This is a genomic window from Providencia sp. PROV116, from assembly GCF_028482485.1.
GTDB lineage: Bacteria > Pseudomonadota > Gammaproteobacteria > Enterobacterales > Enterobacteriaceae > Providencia > Providencia rettgeri.
The window spans coordinates 37,761-55,054 of sequence record NZ_JAMPQO010000020.1; the positions used below are offsets into that span (position 1 = coordinate 37,761).

The window sequence follows — 17,294 nt, forward strand, 5'->3', positions numbered from 1 at the left end:
AAGTACTGTTGAAAAGGGATATACTGGCTACCTCTTGCAGCAAAAAAGACCTAACTCCTATGAAATATGATACATCCGAACTCTGCGATATTTACCAAGAAAGCGTTAATGTGGTAGAACCCCTTTTCTCCAACTTTGGTGGACGTACTTCATTTGGCGGTCAAATCATTACAGTTAAGTGCTTTGAAGATAATGGCCTACTGTATGATTTGCTGGAAGAAGACGGCACTGGGCGCATTCTACTGGTTGACGGTGGCGGCTCTGTCCGTAAGGCACTCATTGATGCTGAAATTGCAAGACTCGCCGTTGATAACCACTGGGAAGGCATTGTGGTTTATGGTGCCGTCCGTCAGGTGGATGCACTAATGGAGCTTGACCTCGGTATTCAAGCTATTGCGGCGATGCCTGCAGGTTGCCCAGATGAAGGCATCGGTGAAAGTGATATCCGCGTTAATTTCGGCGGCGTCACTTTCTTCTCAGGTGATTACCTTTATGCCGATAATACTGGCATTATTCTTTCTGAAGAGCCATTAATCCCGTCTGAGAACGACGATTTTATCGAAGATGACAATATCGACGCATAATCCGTTAAAAATTCTATAAATAAGGGCTGCAATAATTTGCAGCCCTTATTTTTATACTCTACTACGCGAGGTATGACGAAAGTTTCTCTAAACCCTACAGCGTGAGATATAACAAAGATTTCTCTAAATAATTCGTGTTGTAGGTAGGCGGCAAAGTCGATAAGACCCTAGGAGCATACACAAGTATGTGACTAGGGCGAAGAGACGAAGCCAGCGCCCTACAATGTGAGATATATTTCTCTAAATAATTCGTGTTGTAGGTAGGCGGCAAAGTCGATAAGACCCTAGGAGCATACATAAGTATGTGACTAGGGCGAAGAGACGAAGCCAACACCCCTACAACGCGAAGTATGACGAGAAATTACACTTCTTCCATCTTACCTAGCAGAGTCCGTAAACGCTCTTGCCAAGCTTGCTGCTCTTGTTTTAATTGTTCATTTTCACGCACCAGTGAATCCGTACCTGACTTTGCTGTTTCCAACTCTTGGCTTAGTGCACCATTTTTATCTTTTAATTCATCGATTTCCATTTGTAACAGTGTGATTGTATCAATCGCTTGTTGGACTTTGGATTCTAGTTTTTCAAATACTTCAAATGACATAATTCTGGTCTCCCTTATCAGCTTTTACACGATTGTAAGTAGCATGATCCTCTGTGTCCAGTTCCTTCCTTCTGAATCGTAATAACCTTCATAAAAAAACACTGGTCAGATCACATCACAAAGGTCGAATTCATCACTATTTTTGATTGTTTTGTTTCGCTTTAGTGATGCAACACACATTTTTCAATTTCGATATTTCTCGTTTATGTTCTTTAACGATAAATTCACAGTTAATGATTTTCGATTAGAAAATCTTAACTTAAAAAAACATTACAATATTTTTCATTTTCGTAGGATAGAAACATATGAGCCAAATGACGACTACATCACTCACAGGTCAGTGCATCTCAGAGTTTTTAGGGACTGCGCTACTGGTATTTTTTGGTCTAGGCTGTGTTGCTGCCGTTAGAATAGCTGGCGCACAACTAGGTTTATGGGAAATTAGTATTATCTGGGGCTTCGGCGTTGCTTTAGCCGTTTACCTAACGGCGGGTACTTCCGGTGCTCACTTAAACCCAGCCGTTACTCTCGCATTATGGCTATTTGCGTGTTTTGATAAACGCAAAGTCGTCCCTTATATCATCGCACAGATGCTAGGAGGCTTCTTTGCTGCCGCCTTAGTTTACTCAATGTATTCCCCTGTATTTTTCGATTACGACCAAGTCCACCATATCATTAGAGGCTCACAAGAAAGCTTATTCACTGCTGGTGTTTTCTCAACCTACCCTGCACCACAAATTAGTGTTCCTCATGCATTCTTTATTGAGGTCATTATTGCTGCCATTCTTGTTTGCTTAATACTCGCCCTAACCGATGATGGCAATGGTGTCCCTCGTGGCCCACTTGCTCCATTATTAATTGGTATTTTGATTGCCGTCATCGGCGGGTCATTTGGCGCACTCACAGGATTTGCACTCAACCCAGCTCGTGACTTCGGTCCAAAGGTTGTCGCTTATCTCGCTGGTTGGGGTGATATCGCTCTCACCGGTGGCCGCGATATTCCCTATTTTCTCGTCCCATTGACAGCACCTATTGTTGGTGGTCTGCTAGGCGCATTCGCCTATCGCAAACTAATTGGTCGCCACTTACCTTGCATGGTATGTGAAGAAGAGACCAAAACAGAAAAATTATCCGTTAAAAACACCAAATCCTCGGAACAGGCTTAAATTATGACAACTGAAACCACTATTGCGAAAAAGTATATTGTTGCACTCGACCAAGGCACAACCAGCTCACGTGCTGTTGTACTCGACCATGATGCAAATATTGTCAGTATTTCACAACGTGAATTCACCCAAATTTATCCTAAACCAGGCTGGGTAGAACACGACCCAATGGAAATATGGGCATCACAAAGCTCAACACTTGTGGAAGTTCTCGCTAAAGCAGATATTCGTACCGATGAAGTCGCTGGGATTGGGATCACTAACCAACGTGAAACTACCATCGTATGGGAAAAAGCCACTGGTAAGCCCGTTTATAATGCGATTGTGTGGCAATGTCGCCGCACTGCTGATTTTTGTACGCATTTAAAACAAAATGACCGTGATTTAGAGGAATACATTCGCCAAAATACCGGCCTGGTTGTTGACCCCTATTTCTCCGGTACCAAAGTAAAATGGATTTTAGATCATGTTGAAGGTGCACGTGAACGTGCCGAGAAAGGAGAATTACTATTTGGGACTGTCGATACTTGGCTCGTTTGGAAAATGACACAAGGGCGTGTTCATGTCACCGACTACACCAATGCTTCCCGAACCATGTTGTTCAATATCCGCAACCTTGAATGGGATGATAAAATCCTCAAAGCACTGAATATTCCACGAGCGATGCTCCCTGAGGTACGCCCTTCTTCCGAAGTCTACGGGCAAACCAACATTGGGGGGAAAGGCGGAACACGTATTCCAATTTCAGGGATGGCAGGAGACCAACAAGCCGCACTTTATGGTCAACTGTGTGTTAAATCAGGGATGGCAAAAAATACCTATGGCACTGGCTGTTTCCTACTGCTGAACACCGGCGAAACCGCTGTACGCTCAAATCACGGCCTACTGACGACCATCGCATGCGGCCCAAAAGGCGAAGTCAATTATGCCCTTGAAGGTGCAGTATTCGTCGGCGGTGCGTCTATTCAGTGGCTACGTGATGAATTGAAACTTATCGATGAAGCGACGGACTCTGAATATTTCGCCACTAAAGTAAAAGACAGTAATGGCGTGTATGTTGTTCCTGCCTTTACAGGTTTAGGTGCTCCATATTGGGACCCGTATGCACGCGGAGCAATCTTTGGCTTAACCCGTGGTGCAAACCGCAACCATATCATCCGCGCAACATTAGAATCTATCGCTTATCAAACCCGTGATGTACTTGATGCCATGCAAGCAGACTCTGGTGAACGCTTAAAAGCACTGCGCGTTGATGGGGGCGCTGTCGCTAATAATTTCTTAATGCAATTCCAATCAGATATTTTAGGTACCCCTGTCGAGCGCCCTGAAGTGCGAGAAAGCACCGCACTGGGTGCAGCCTACCTTGCTGGTTTAGCGGTCGGTTTTTGGAGTAACCTTGATGAGTTACAAAGTAAAGCCACCATTGAGCGCGTATTCAAACCGGGTATTGAAACAACAGAACGTAATTTCAAATACGAAGGGTGGAAAAAAGCGGTTGCCCGTGCTCAAGAATGGGAAGATCGCGGTTAATTTTTAATTCAAAACAAATCGCTCAAAGGCAGCACTGAAGTGCTGCCTTTCTTTTTCATAAAACTAATTAACTAATAAATATAAAATCAATAATCAGATTAATAATAAATTAGAAGAACAATAAATATTTATTTAAAGTTATCTAGTAAGAGGAAAATTACCTATTGATATTTTAAGAAATAAATAAAGGACACGGTTATGGAAAACCGATACGAAGAACAAAATAAACCCATTTCATCCATTAAAAACCAATATGATAGCAATATTAAACAACAACCATTAAAAATTGGCTTATACGCAAATAAAAGTAGGGTCGTAGTTATTGATAATAACTCACCATTATTAAAAAGCTTAAGCCTTGACCCTACGTTTTCAAAAGAGGGCAAAGCCGCTCATGAGCTATTTAGCTGGCTTATAAATAAGCCGCGAATTATAGGAGAAGCTAAAAAAAGCTACATTGCTAGCACGTTACCAGAGTCTCAATTTTCTGGTTTCAAGTTCCATTCCAAGCAAGGTATATTTGTAGAAAGCTTTAATTCACCCCATGAATGGATCGACGGAGAAGTTAGAGCACAGGCCCAGCTCGCTGATTTATTGCTGCCAAGTGGGGAATGGCATCGCCATTATAGTATCGTAGTCTTGCCCGAAAGTGCCAATGATAAACAAATCGAACTCATTCGCCATTGGTTGGAGCTCACTGGAGGTAGTTTATTGATAGTAAAAGATAAACAAAAAAAAATATCAGCTTCTACTCAACAATTAATTAATGAACTTCGCCCAGTAGAGCACATTGAGCTAGCCAGCAATACCTTAGAAAATCACAACTTCCAACAAATTATTACCCTACCACCCCCTGCAATAAGCTCATTGAAGCTAACAGATGAATTACGAAAAAACAGTCAATACTTTTCAGTATCCATAAAAAACACCAATAATAACAATATATTATCCTTACATGACATCCCAATTACAGAAACATCATCTTGGCAAAAGATTGCCCATTCAATCGAAACCGATGTTAATAGAATGATGGTAGAACACCAGCTTCCTGCGGTTAAAATCAGCTATGAAAAGAATACCTTAAAACTTGTTGGGGAGAATATCATTTTTCGCCAATTTCAATTGAAACAAACAAAACAAGTAACCTCCCGATATAATGAGCAAAAGCAGATTCCTCAAATCCTACCTATTTTAGTAACAGAAAACCCGGATGAGCTGCCAAATCAGCTGGTCGTAGGCGCTATAACAGGAAAACTACCCAATATCCCTCATATTAAGGGTTACAAAATCCTTGAACAGCCCAAATTTGGTCGATTAACGTTAAATAATATTACCAATGAGTGGCAATATATTGCCAATAACGCAAAATTTAAAACCCAGTCAGATCAGTTTGATTTTATCGCCATACTGCCTAATGGGCAGGAATCTCAGCCTATTTCAATTCAGCTACAGACCGAAAATGCACCACAACATCGTATTCCAGGGAAACGTATATTTTCCGTTCAAAACCCAATTTATCATGAACCTCAACGGCGTTATCACCCCACACCAAGCGATATGCAAATCCATAATATTCAACTAGCGCAAACTCACCTGCAGAATATGACAGATAAGCATATGAGCTTAACGGCTAATCGCTGGGCATTATTGAATTTAGAAATAACAAGTATAAGCGCAGCGAAATCCCCCGATATTGAGGCGATTATCAGTAATAAAGAAAGAAAAATATTAGGCCGAATAAGACTTACAGGGCCAGACCATTTACCCAAAATATTGACAGCACTTCCCCGCCAGCCCAATGTCTCCGCACAAGATTGGCATCAGCAACGCTTTACCGCCCCGCTAAAAGGTGAGTGGATACAACCGGATATCAACATCATTATCACTGTTAATGGCAAACCTATTATCACAGAGGAAACTAACCAGTATGGTGTATTTTCACCCAATGTCACCCTTGATAACCACTTAATTGTTCATGTTGATAGCCACAGTTTATACCAACAAGGGCATGGTGTTTATTCATCATCACCACTAAGTTGGGGAAAAGAAGCTGCAACAATCTTACCGATCGGGCAGTTCACACTGTATAGCTCTCCTGCCACAGTAAGTCACCCTAGCTTAACGCCATATATGACTGGCACCAATAATAACGCCATTCCGTTTATTCATCCTCATTATGATAACCCTAAAGAAATTGGCAATCACACTAACGCACAAGTTCATTGGGCTTACAATAATAGCCAACAATATAAAATTGCTAACAATGCTAATTCTGACTATCAATATACTGCGATTGAAATTTTTTCCTCAAGCTTCAATAACTTGCTATTAGGGCAAGCCTCCCGCAATCATGGAGGTGGGGTTCATGAACCTAACGTGATGTTCCATGAGGCTTTTGGTCATGGCCTTGGCTTGCCGCATACCAATTCGCAAGATCATAATAATCAGCCAGCATACCCTTACCCCCCCTATGACCACGGTAAAAAACCAGCTTATAACCAATCTAGACAATATTACGTTACTTATCACTCTCCCCATACTTTTCGAAAACAAGCTATCCCAACGATGCTCTCTTATTTTGTTCCTTTTAGCAGTGATGCCTATGATGCGTTTTTACCGCACGCAGATGCCTACAACCAAAAAATTCACCAATTTTTAACTAAAAGAGTACGCTGGCAAAGTAATAAAACGAAAGGGCTGGATATTGAAGATGGAGGATTTGCTGGGGATGGTTTTTATCAGCGCTGGGATCAAATCAGAAAACAATGGGTCATACTAACTCAACAGAATTACTCAAAATATTATAACCGGATACAAATTGAGCAATTTCCTCATCAACGCGATGTACCAATTTATTGGATACAACTCCAGTCGGCTAAAATGGCGGATAATACCCTTCACCCTTATAGTACGATCACCGTTGACCGTACGGTGGGGAGCTTACCTGCGAATTACCACAATCTAAAAACCGGGACTGGCCGCCAATTTTACATTTATCATAATTATGCTTTAACAGTAACTTATTCCACGCCAAATGGTTTATTAACCGAAGTCTTACAAATTCCACACGAAACGAGTTTTAATATTGCAGATAAAGGCGAATTGGTACAATTCACCATACATGAATTGAACCGCAAAAAAGAGCTTGGACAGCTCACTTCCCGCTATAGCAACCCGAATTCTTTAGCTAATCGCCTATTAGCAAAAAGGGATGGATACACATTACCCCCCCATCTACTTCTCGATAATTATTGGCAAGGTGCCCCTATCTTCTGGGCTGCAACAGAGGAAGGTGTCGTTGATTTCTCTACAGGTAAAATTAATATCGACAAAATTACATCAAAAAGCGCACTCTGCGCCAAATGGGTAGAAAATGGTCGCCTACACCAACAATACTTTTCATTATCAGATCCCTTTGGGCAAGACAGGCAAGTTGATACATCAATGAACTTTATTGCTCTTAATCACCTTAATACCTACAAAACTGGCTATTTATTGGAAAATACGATCCACCACCAAATGATAGAAACACCATTAATCGCAGATATAAATATTGAGCAGCAGATTGATATTAGTGATTTAAACTTATCTAATGGCCAACACTCTTTTTGGGTGACACTGGTGACAAGTAATGAGCAAAAACAAATCCAAGAAAAAGTACCTGTAGAGAGCTGGTATTTTTCAGTACAACAAAATCAATTAACCATAAAAGGAACGATAGACAGCACTCCTGGGTTAAAACTGGATGGAATACTCATTCATATTGACCAGCACTTGCAAGACCATGTTGCACCGAAGTTGATTTGGCTTCAACAAAATAATCAAAACCCAACCGGACAATTAGCAGAAAATATTGAGTTTCTAGATTACAACCGACCAGTAGTATTTAATTCAGGAAGTGTTTTGCCAGAACTAATATCATCAATACCAGAAGAAGAACCTAGTTCCTTTTATTCACCGACAATGTCAATTCCACAGCACAAGCAAGCTGATATACTGCTAAGTGCGTAATCTGAAAGTCAGGCTGTGTTTTACAGCCTGACTTTCTCACAATTAAACCATACGCTCTGAATGATTCATACGTTTTGCTAAAGGCAACCAACACAATAATATGAGCGTTGACATTAAAAACATCAGTAACCCAAGGCTAAACTGCCCGTTCTGCGGTAATAATGCCGAAACCCAAGTGGCAACACCTGAACCTATATTTTGCAAGCCACCCACGAGTGCACCCGCCGCCCCTGCTAAATAAGGGAAGGGCTCCATCGCACCTGTCGTTGCTAAGGGAAATAACATCCCCGCACCAAAGAAAAATACCGCTGCAGGTACTAACAGTGTCCAGGTATTCATAATCCCAAACCAACCTGGAATCCACATCATAAAGCCTGCCAATAGACAAATAAGAACGGAGTGCCACATCAAATTATAAAAGGTTTTTCCTTCTCGCCCCGCATACCAAGCACCAAAGAAAGCAGCAGGAATAGGCAATATAAATAAAATACTCACAGTAATACTATTGAGCCCTAAAACACCGCCCATTAATACACCACTACTGGCTTCAAATACGGCTATCCCAGCTAACGCGCCGACTAACATGGATAAATAAGATAGAAATGAACCGCTTGATAATAATTCCCGATATGACGCAATCATTTTATGTTTTTCAGGTGAAACAGGACGCGTTTCGGGTAACCAACGATACATGCTTAATAATACAGAAGCACCTAGGATAAACAGGAAAATATAACAAGCATGCCACCCCCAGAAATGCGCCAATATTCCACCGAACATTGGGGCTAATAATGGGCTCACTAATATACCCATATTTAATAAACTATTTGCATAACGTAACGCTGTGCCTTTATACAGATCACGAGGCATGGTTCTTGCCATCACACCAGCAACACCCGTTCCGAGGCCCTGCAACCCACTCGCTATAGTGAGTATATTTAATGTTGGCGCAAAAATCGCCACAATCGTTGAAAATAAGAAAATCGTTAAACCCGTTAAAATAACAGGTCTGCGACCAATTCGGTCAGATAATGGCCCATAAACTAACTGTGAAAAACCATAAGAAAATAAATAAGCCGCCATTACTTGTTGAACAGCACCTGAAGGCTCATTAAAATAAGTGGCAATTTCAGCAATGACAGGAACATAAATAGTTTGTGTCATTTGACCGACCGCTGCCAATGCAATTAGCATTAATAGCAAATTAAAGTGTTCCAGCTTTCTCATTTTTCTCTCAGATACATCCAATAATTCAAATACACCCTATTTCAGACACAAAATAACGCTGCATTATCTCAGTGTAATAACGCAAAATTATTTAGGTGCTTAATTATCAATATAAAATATCGCTCCACGCTTTGATGTCATTTTAAATAAGCTTTTGTGTCATTTAAAATAAATGGCAAATAGTGCGTTTTGCTTGAGTGTGACTAAGATAACAAAAGCCACCAACTTTTCGTAGTAGTGCGACATTTTATATTTTTCACCAATGGCAGTAATATTCGCCAGTATTGTCAACATAACTGTACATTGAAATCAAAAAATTACTCATTTCAAGAATAAATCACTAGAACACGTTATCGATAAGCATAAATAGTGAACTGTTTTAGTATTAAATCCTAGTGAGCCGCGCTTTGAGTTATTCGAATTATGTATTTGTTATTTTTAGCCGGTGGATATTTGAAATATAAAGAGGTGGAATGTATGGCTAATTGGGTAACAGGAACAGTGATTGAAGCCAAATTTTGGACCGACTCATTATTCAGCCTTGTTATCAAGGCCCCGATTAAACCCTTTACTGCAGGACAATATGCAAAACTTGGGCTAGAGATCGAAGGGGAACGTGTTCAACGAGCTTACTCTTATGTGAATGCGCCAAGCGATGACCGACTCGAATTCTATTTTGTCATTGTGCCAGGGGGCAAACTTAGCCCAAAACTCGCTAAACTTAAACCTAATGATACGTTGCAAATTACGGATGAAGCGACAGGTTTCTTTGTTTTAGATGAAATCCCATCATGTAAAAACCTATGGATGCTTTCAACAGGCACCGCTATTGGGCCTTTTTTGTCTATCCTACAGGAAGGTAAAGATCTGGAGCGCTTCGAGAAAATCGTTTTACTCCACGCTGTCCGTTATGAGAAAGATTTAAGCTATTTACCCTTAATGGAAACATTAGAACAACAATACCAAGGGAAATTGAAAATAGTTACCGTTGTCAGCCGTGAACATTGTGCAAATTCACTACATGGCCGTGTTCCTGCGTTAATTGAAAGCCACACTCTCGAAGATGCGGTTGGCCTAACGCTTTCACCCGAGACCTGCCATGTTATGTTATGCGGAAACCCCGAAATGGTGAGGGACACTCGCGATACATTAAAAAATAGTCATCAAATGGTTAAACATTTGCGCCGTAAACCCGGCCATATATCTAGTGAGCAATATTGGTAATGCAATGCACTACCCTGAAGCATTTTCAGGGTAGCATTCACTCTATGTGGTATTCGTGCATATGGTATCGACGCTATAGATAATCTACCGTTTCTGTTTCTTCACCATAGCGGTTAACACCCTCCATTCCCAGAAAAGCGCCGCAATCTATCACCATAATCATCGTAATAAATAAGGGTAAGAAACGCCCTATACCCCATTGCCACACAGGTTCAAATTGACTGACATCGATTGAAAAGAGAGCAAATGCCAATAAAATTAGCGCAAACCACCCTCCCGATTTACCACGATCATGTAAACGCTTCACAAAGATAGCGGCCAAAGGGTAAAGTAGTAAAATAAATAACGATATAGCAAGCGTTTCAGAGAATAGCAGTACATTTTGTAACAGGGCAACCGCCGTCATTAAAATAAAAATGACCGCAATACCTACCCAAAATGGCCGGCGACCGATACGGCCTTTGAAGGAAAAAGCCCATTGTTGTAATGTCATTACCTATTATCCTGATACAATGTGGAAAACTAAAAATGAGTGGTTCAAAAATGACCCAAATTTTATTTCGTTCTGTATACGCCATCATAACCATTTTTGTACTTAGTGCGCCACAACTGGCTATCGCTCAAAAAGTACCCACTTTGCCTGATACCGATTTCAAAGTCGCCTACTTAGCCCCAGATGCCCCTTCTTTTGAACTCACCATTCCAAAATTACGCAATCAATTCAATCAGGCTAATAAAGATTTATATCTCCATGAATATAAAGTTATTGCTAGCCAGGATATCTCTGCTCCCTATATTCGCGCAGCGTCTCGTATTAACCAACAGATATACTCCTCGGCAGTGTTAGAGCGTGGTAGTGAAAAAATTAAAAGTTTACAAATTACATTACTGCCATCAGATGACCCACAAGAAACCCAAAAAAATCGGCAGTTAATGGAAAACTATACTATTGCAATGATCCATATATTTGCCCCGGAAGTTTCATTGGACAACGCTCCAGAACTTACGGAAGCCTTAAATAAATTTATTGCCAATAATAATGCGACTCATGCTGAAGAAGCTCGGTTAGGCACTTTAAGATATATTTTAGTAAAAAGTGACAATAATGTGCTTACTTTTGCTGTTGAACCGATTAAGCTAGAACAACAAACACCCTAAACTGACTGTGATCACGCTCTAAGAACAAGCATGATGAAAAGCAAAGCTATTATTATCTATTGTTCTTATAATGCGAAAGGTGAATGGCGACAACATTGTCACGTTGCGCGTGTAACATAAGCGTGTGATGAATAACTTATTGATTAATCATTAAAACTCTCTGGTTGGAGGAAATAACATGCGACATCCATTGGTAATGGGTAACTGGAAACTGAACGGCAGCACACAGATGGTCAATGACCTCGTCGCTGGCTTGCGTAATGAACTAAGCAGCGTTGATGGCTGTGATGTGGCTATTGCACCACCTGCAATTTACTTAACCCAAGCTAAACACGCGTTAGCAGGTAGCCGTATTGCGTTAGGTGCACAAAACGTTGACGTTAACCTATCAGGTGCATTTACAGGTGAAACCTCTGCTGAAATGTTAAAAGATGTTGGCGCCAAATACATCATTATCGGCCACTCAGAACGTCGTACTTATCACAACGAAAGTGATGAATTTGTCGCTAAGAAATTTGCTGTATTAAAAGAGCAAGGCCTGATCCCAGTACTGTGTATTGGTGAAACTGAAGCTGAAAACGAAGCAGGCAAAACCGAAGAAGTATGCGCTCGTCAAATTGATGCCGTATTAAATTCTTTAGGCGCAGAAGCTTTCCAAGGTGCCGTTATCGCCTATGAGCCAATCTGGGCTATCGGTACTGGTAAATCTGCAACACCAGCACAAGCACAGGCAATCCATAAATTTATTCGTACTCATATTGCGAAGAAAGACGCAGCCATTGCCGAGCAAGTTATCATCCAATACGGCGGTTCTGTTAATGCTAGCAACGCAGCTGAGTTATTCACCCAACCAGATATCGATGGTGCCTTAGTGGGTGGAGCTTCTCTGAAAGCTGACGCTTTTGCTGTTATTGTTAAAGCGGCTGCTGAAGCAAAAAAAACTAAATAAGGTTATTTTAATACCTTGAGATTAACCGCCAAATATTGGCGGTTTTTTGTTTTAATTTTTTTAATTAATGCCTCTATTAATAATAAAGTTCATATCTAAAATTTTATCCTCCCATGATTCCAAATCATATGAATAATTATAATTTAATTTTTAATAAAATAATAAACAATTAATTAAATTTAAAATCAATTAACAAACAAATGATTAAAAATCTCAAAAAACAGTATTAATAAAAATATAAATTTATTCTCAAAGAAATAAAAACAACCATAATAACAGTGAGATACGGATTATTAGCCCTTTGCTTTATATATACTATCCATCATTTATTAAATAATAACGGTAGACAACCTATAAAAGTTAATACACATTTATCTCGCTAATCGCTCAACTAGATAATTAACATTAATAACTTTTACCCTGAAGGATAAATATGAAATATATAGTTGGTTTAATCTATAGCATCATAATTATATTCCCTACAATTTGTTTCTCTGAATTAAATAATGACTCTTGGCGAGTTAATACCAATATCTATTTGGAAATAGAAGAATACCAAGGTCAACGTGATTCATTTAAAAATAAGGTCTACGATAAAATCAGTACAGTTGGGCAATTAAAGTTATACAACCCTAAATCTGACTGGCGTTTTACCCTAGATCATCGTGAATCCTTAAGGAATCATGGCCGTAATTTCACAACTTCACGGGATTCTTACATTCGAAACCGCACACAAATTGATGCTATCAAACAAATTCTCAACACTTCAAAATCAGACTTAGAACTTGGTTTTCGTTACAGAAAAGAGTCAAACGATGTCGAGCCTAACACCAAAGCACGTTCTTCGAATCGTTTATATGGCCTAACCCCAGCCGGTGAGTACCGTTTCAACGATGATTGGTCTTTTAATTTTTGGCTTTCTTATTTTTATTACAGTAATTATTTCAATGACAGTAGCCATGAAGCGGAAACCGAATATGGCGTAACCTATAAATATTCAGATGCATTAAAAGCAAAACTCACTGTTTATATTGACAACCAATGGGATAAAAATTTCAGTACCCGCTTTTTACAATCACAAGTTCGTGCTTACTTACCCATTACCATTAAGCCGAACTGGAAAATTACTCCATATGTGCGTTATTTCTTACAAGAAAATACCTATGATAAAAATAATTATCTAACACAGGAAATTAAAAATGGCTTCCGCATTGGTTCTCGTGTGGAATACAAAGCTACACCATCCCTGACTTTATGGAGTGAACTCGCCTACGAGCCTTCAACATGGAGATCACCAAAAAAGAATGGGATCACGTCAGGGTATGATAATAAACAAACGCTATACCTCGGTAAAATTGGCGTAAAATACCAATGGTAACCTTTAATTTGCCATCAACTTATTTCTCATAAAAAAATAAGCCATATGAAATTTCATATGGCTTATATATTTTAAATTACAAAATCATTTAAATATAAGAATAAAATATTTCGAAAAGTAAATAATTAGTGAAATTATTAACTTTTTACGTTCCATTGTCGATTTAAATATCATTTAATTATAATTTATACTTACGTCACATAACAAAATAATATCAAACTGAAATTATTCTAGATTAGAATCAATTATTCTCAAAAATTTACTATTTAATATCAATTAGATAAATAAAAACCATCTCAACATTTATTTGCACTCTATTCCTCTTACTCTAAAAGAGAGAATACTACCAACTGTGAGCACTCTCACATCATAAATATATTCAGCCACTTATTATTTTCCGAAAAATAACCTAGAGAAAATAAAAATGAAGAAATTCACTTTACTTAGTGCTTGTATTTTCAGTGCATTTTCAATGGCTAACCCAATAACACAAGCCCAATTGAATGAATTATGGCAAGACAAACAAAAGTCTGCTCAAGAAATAGTGGATAATATGTCCGAGGCTGAGAAAATTGGTCAGCTCTTCATGTTAGATTTCAGATATTGGAATAAAGACAGCCATGGGGAACCCGCCCCTTTTCTCGTTATGAATGATGAAGTTTCTAAGGTTATCAATCAGTACCATCTCGGCTCGGTGATCCTATTTAGAGAAAATCTGATTGATACACCACAAACTGTGGAGTTAATTAATAAACTTCAATCTTCCCGCAGTAACCTTCCATTATTTATTGGCACCGACCAAGAAGGGGGCTATGTCACCCGCTTACGCGTAGGTACCGAAATGCCTGGTAATATGGCACTAGGCGCAACACGTAACCCAGCCCTTGCAGAACTAACAGGGATGATCCACGGATATGAGCTATCCAGTCTTGGTTTTAATATCAATTTTGGCCCAGTTGTTGATGTTAATAACAATCAAAATAACCCAGTGATAGGGGTACGTTCATACTCAGATGATAAAAATTTAGTTGGAACTCTGGCCACCAGCTATATTCAAGGTATTCATAAATATAATTTATTGACGTCACTTAAGCATTTCCCTGGTCACGGAAATGTTTCTGCTGACTCTCATGTTGATTTACCCGTTGTTAATTCTGACGCAAAAACATGGCGAGATACTGAACTCGTCCCATTCAAATACGCGTTATCTCATGGTGCTGATGCCGTCATGACCGCACATATTATTGTACCAGCACTGGATGACCATAAGATCACCACACTTGCCGGTAAACAAGTTGGCACCCCAGCGACGCTTTCCAAACCTATTTTGCATGATATTTTACGTGATGAGCTCAACTATGACGGCTTGATAGTGACAGATGCCATGGATATGGGGGCTATTGCAGACAATTTCGATATTAATTGGGCGGTAGAAACCTCGTTACTTGCTGGCTCAGATATTATTCTTATGCCAATCAAAATGTGGGACTCCCAAGCGGTTTCTCGTTTAGATAACATGTACCGCTATTTAGAAACACAAGCAGAAAAAAATCCAGAACTGAAGAAACGTATTGATGAATCCGCAAAACGTGTGGTGCTGAAAAAGCTTCAGCAAGAAATTACGGCACAACCTGTAGACTTAGTGAAAGCGGAACAAGTCGTCGCATCAAAAGGTCATAAAGATATTGAAAATATGGTTTCTGAGCAGGCTATCACATTAATTAAGAATGAGAATGTACTGCCTTATCAATTAAAACCGCTCAATCGAATTTTCACTATTTCTGATGAAAAACCACGCAATACTTTAATTCAAAAACAGTTAAATGATATCGCACAAGAAACGGGAGTTGCAATTATTACAGGCGAAAGTGTCGTTAAATTGAATGAAAACACACTAACTCAAGATGAAGCAAAAAAACTGGTGCAAAACCAAGATTTGGTATTACTGACGACCTATAATTTAAAGGATACGCCAACGAATGCTCAGCGTATCATTGATGCTGCAAACCAGCTTAAAACCCCGATTGTTGTTATCTCTTCACGTAACCCCTATGACATTGCATACCTAAACAATGTAAGCGCAAATATTGCCATCTATGGTATCACTGGATTTGATATCACCAATAATAACCGCAATTCGTTAGAAACCAATATTCGTAGCGGGTTACGGACATTATTTGCCAACACTCATGGCCAGCCGCTAAACCCACCTCAAGGGGTGCTACCCGTTAATATCAAAAACCCACAAGGTAACAAAGTCCTGTTCCCTTATGGTCATGGCGAAACTTATTCCACAGTCAATTAATTACACAGCCTATTAATTATTACCAATGATTCCGCCTTTATACCTCCACGGTATAAAGGCCAGATACTAACGCCTTGAATAAAGGTATAAAAAAATAAAATACACATAAAAATTAAAGGGTTAAAATGAAAACTTCACTGAATGGTTTACTTTTTGTTACGCTCACAGGATTGGCAACATCCGTTTTCGCAGCCGATCAAGTCAATAATGATTACTGGCGCGTTTCTTCCAACGTCTATATGGAACTCGAAAAATTTGAAGGGCATCATAATACCAGCGGTCGTAAGGTCTACGACAAAACCACGATGGTTGGGCAGCTATTTTTAGTGAATCCTGAATCAAAATGGAGCTTTTTTCTGGAACATAAGGAATCATTAAGAAGCTACAACCATAATTTTTCAACATCCAAAGACTCTTTTATTCGTAATCGTACACAAATTGGTGCTACTCGGAAAATGTATGCCAGCGAGATTGGCCAGTTCAATTTAAATGTCACCTATCGCAAAGAATCCAATGACTCCGCACCAGGTACACAAGCGCGCCCATCGAATACGATGTTTTGGTTAATGCCTAGCGGGACATACAATTTCAATGATAAGTGGGCGTTTAACTTTTGGGATGCAGTTTATCACTACGACAATTTCCACGCCCCCAACAGTTATGAGTGGGAATCCGAGCACGGGCTTGTTTACAAGGTCAATGATTCCGCAACCGCCAAAGTCTATCTATACACCGATTGGACATGGGATAAAGACTTTAATAAGACATGGGAACAAAACCAAATTCGCGGTTATTTTCCTATCACGTTAAACCAGGATTGGAGCGTAATGCCTTATTTTCGCTATTATTTAAATGAACATAACTACGATAGCAACAAACGTACAACTCAGAAAGTTAAAGACGGCTACCGTGTCGGGACACAGGTTTTTTATAACTTAACACCAAAACTAACGCTATGGGGCGGCTTCGCGGTTGAACCTAGTACTTGGGAAAACCCAAAAAATGCAGGTATCACCTCTGGTGGCAATAACCGTCAAACATTTTATCTTGGCCAGTTAGGTGTCAAATACCAGTGGCAATAAATTAGCCCTAATATACCTCTCAGATAATACTCTAAATAGTTCAAATTGTAGGTAGGCGGCAAACAAACGAGGCCCTAGG

14 protein-coding genes are annotated in these 17,294 nt (G+C 39.6%); 10 read left to right on the plus strand and 4 right to left on the minus strand.

Features of this window, described 5'->3' with window-relative positions; translation table 11 throughout:
* The first annotated feature begins 59 nt into the window (after nt 1–59).
* Nucleotides 60–584, plus strand: a complete 525-nt coding sequence (gene rraA, locus PSE72_RS14410; RefSeq protein ID WP_004907040.1) for a ribonuclease E activity regulator RraA — start codon at nt 60–62, stop codon at nt 582–584.
* A 361-nt stretch (nt 585–945) separates the two neighbouring features.
* Here the strand turns inward: rraA and zapB are convergent, their stop codons facing one another.
* The gene (zapB, locus tag PSE72_RS14415; protein ID WP_004265299.1) at nt 946–1,185 is read right to left on the minus strand and encodes a cell division protein ZapB; all 240 of its coding nucleotides are present in this window, start codon (nt 1,183–1,185) and stop codon (nt 946–948) included.
* A 305-nt stretch (nt 1,186–1,490) separates the two neighbouring features.
* Between zapB and PSE72_RS14420 the strand changes: the two genes are divergently transcribed.
* The 3 genes from PSE72_RS14420 to PSE72_RS14430 all read left to right on the plus strand — a co-directional run bounded on the left by PSE72_RS14420 (nt 1,491) and on the right by PSE72_RS14430 (nt 7,892).
* Nucleotides 1,491–2,351 (plus strand): MIP/aquaporin family protein, encoded by an 861-nt coding sequence (locus PSE72_RS14420; protein ID WP_004265297.1) that lies wholly within the window; start codon nt 1,491–1,493, stop codon nt 2,349–2,351.
* Between the two features lie 3 nt (nt 2,352–2,354).
* Nucleotides 2,355–3,881, plus strand: a complete 1,527-nt coding sequence (glpK, locus tag PSE72_RS14425) for a glycerol kinase GlpK (RefSeq protein WP_115168153.1) — start codon at nt 2,355–2,357, stop codon at nt 3,879–3,881.
* Between the two features lie 198 nt (nt 3,882–4,079).
* Nucleotides 4,080–7,892 carry a hypothetical protein gene (locus PSE72_RS14430; RefSeq protein ID WP_272690991.1) on the plus strand — a complete coding sequence of 1,271 codons (3,813 nt, stop codon included), beginning with the start codon at nt 4,080–4,082 and terminating at the stop codon, nt 7,890–7,892.
* 42 nt (nt 7,893–7,934) lie between these two features.
* On the opposite strand, the gene emrD is transcribed toward PSE72_RS14430, so the two are convergent.
* Together emrD and PSE72_RS14440 are read right to left on the minus strand one after the other, a co-directional pair.
* Complete coding sequence (gene emrD, locus PSE72_RS14435) at nt 7,935–9,119, minus strand: multidrug efflux MFS transporter EmrD (protein ID WP_004907030.1); 1,185 nt, start codon at nt 9,117–9,119, stop codon at nt 7,935–7,937.
* A gap of 159 nt (nt 9,120–9,278) precedes the next feature.
* Nucleotides 9,279–9,413: a hypothetical protein gene (locus tag PSE72_RS14440; protein WP_264190020.1), complete on the minus strand. Its 135-nt coding sequence runs from the start codon at nt 9,411–9,413 to the stop codon at nt 9,279–9,281.
* Nucleotides 9,414–9,596: 183 nt separating this feature from the next.
* Here PSE72_RS14440 and fpr point away from each other — a divergent pair, with 183 nt between their 5' ends.
* Nucleotides 9,597–10,343, plus strand: coding sequence for a ferredoxin--NADP(+) reductase (gene fpr / locus PSE72_RS14445; RefSeq protein WP_115168155.1), 747 nt, complete (start codon nt 9,597–9,599; stop codon nt 10,341–10,343).
* A gap of 73 nt (nt 10,344–10,416) precedes the next feature.
* On the opposite strand, the gene PSE72_RS14450 is transcribed toward fpr, so the two are convergent.
* Nucleotides 10,417–10,836, minus strand: coding sequence for a DUF805 domain-containing protein (locus PSE72_RS14450; RefSeq protein ID WP_004907027.1), 420 nt, complete (start codon nt 10,834–10,836; stop codon nt 10,417–10,419).
* Between the two features lie 35 nt (nt 10,837–10,871).
* On the opposite strand from PSE72_RS14450, the gene PSE72_RS14455 reads away from it, so the two are divergent.
* The 5 genes from PSE72_RS14455 to PSE72_RS14475 all read left to right on the plus strand — a co-directional run bounded on the left by PSE72_RS14455 (nt 10,872) and on the right by PSE72_RS14475 (nt 17,215).
* Entirely contained in the window at nt 10,872–11,501 is a 630-nt protein-coding gene (locus tag PSE72_RS14455) for a DUF1454 family protein (protein WP_209102576.1), read from the plus strand.
* 178 nt (nt 11,502–11,679) lie between these two features.
* Nucleotides 11,680–12,450, plus strand: a complete 771-nt coding sequence (gene tpiA, locus PSE72_RS14460) for a triose-phosphate isomerase (RefSeq protein WP_115168156.1) — start codon at nt 11,680–11,682, stop codon at nt 12,448–12,450.
* 433 nt (nt 12,451–12,883) lie between these two features.
* Nucleotides 12,884–13,828 carry an OmpG family monomeric porin gene (locus tag PSE72_RS14465; RefSeq protein ID WP_115168157.1) on the plus strand — a complete coding sequence of 315 codons (945 nt, stop codon included), beginning with the start codon at nt 12,884–12,886 and terminating at the stop codon, nt 13,826–13,828.
* A gap of 424 nt (nt 13,829–14,252) precedes the next feature.
* Nucleotides 14,253–16,133: a glycoside hydrolase family 3 protein gene (locus PSE72_RS14470; RefSeq protein ID WP_115168158.1), complete on the plus strand. Its 1,881-nt coding sequence runs from the start codon at nt 14,253–14,255 to the stop codon at nt 16,131–16,133.
* Nucleotides 16,134–16,258: 125 nt separating this feature from the next.
* On the plus strand, nt 16,259–17,215 hold the full coding sequence (locus tag PSE72_RS14475) for an OmpG family monomeric porin (RefSeq protein ID WP_004907017.1): 957 nt from the start codon (nt 16,259–16,261) through the stop codon (nt 17,213–17,215).
* The last annotated feature ends 79 nt before the right edge of the window (nt 17,216–17,294 follow it).

Bases quoted from the DNA above. Each gene is read 5' to 3' on its own strand.
- rraA (WP_004907040.1), top strand. From the start codon at position 60: ATGAAATATGATACATCCGAACTCTGCGATATTTACCAAGAAAGCGTT.
- zapB (WP_004265299.1), bottom strand. From the start codon at position 1,185: ATGTCATTTGAAGTATTTGAAAAACTAGAATCCAAAGTCCAACAAGCG.
- PSE72_RS14420 (WP_004265297.1), top strand. From the start codon at position 1,491: ATGAGCCAAATGACGACTACATCACTCACAGGTCAGTGCATCTCAGAG.
- glpK (WP_115168153.1), top strand. From the start codon at position 2,355: ATGACAACTGAAACCACTATTGCGAAAAAGTATATTGTTGCACTCGAC.
- PSE72_RS14430 (WP_272690991.1), top strand. From the start codon at position 4,080: ATGGAAAACCGATACGAAGAACAAAATAAACCCATTTCATCCATTAAA.
- emrD (WP_004907030.1), bottom strand. From the start codon at position 9,119: ATGAGAAAGCTGGAACACTTTAATTTGCTATTAATGCTAATTGCATTG.
- PSE72_RS14440 (WP_264190020.1), bottom strand. From the start codon at position 9,413: ATGTTGACAATACTGGCGAATATTACTGCCATTGGTGAAAAATATAAA.
- fpr (WP_115168155.1), top strand. From the start codon at position 9,597: ATGGCTAATTGGGTAACAGGAACAGTGATTGAAGCCAAATTTTGGACC.
- PSE72_RS14450 (WP_004907027.1), bottom strand. From the start codon at position 10,836: ATGACATTACAACAATGGGCTTTTTCCTTCAAAGGCCGTATCGGTCGC.
- PSE72_RS14455 (WP_209102576.1), top strand. From the start codon at position 10,872: ATGAGTGGTTCAAAAATGACCCAAATTTTATTTCGTTCTGTATACGCC.
- tpiA (WP_115168156.1), top strand. From the start codon at position 11,680: ATGCGACATCCATTGGTAATGGGTAACTGGAAACTGAACGGCAGCACA.
- PSE72_RS14465 (WP_115168157.1), top strand. From the start codon at position 12,884: ATGAAATATATAGTTGGTTTAATCTATAGCATCATAATTATATTCCCT.
- PSE72_RS14470 (WP_115168158.1), top strand. From the start codon at position 14,253: ATGAAGAAATTCACTTTACTTAGTGCTTGTATTTTCAGTGCATTTTCA.
- PSE72_RS14475 (WP_004907017.1), top strand. From the start codon at position 16,259: ATGAAAACTTCACTGAATGGTTTACTTTTTGTTACGCTCACAGGATTG.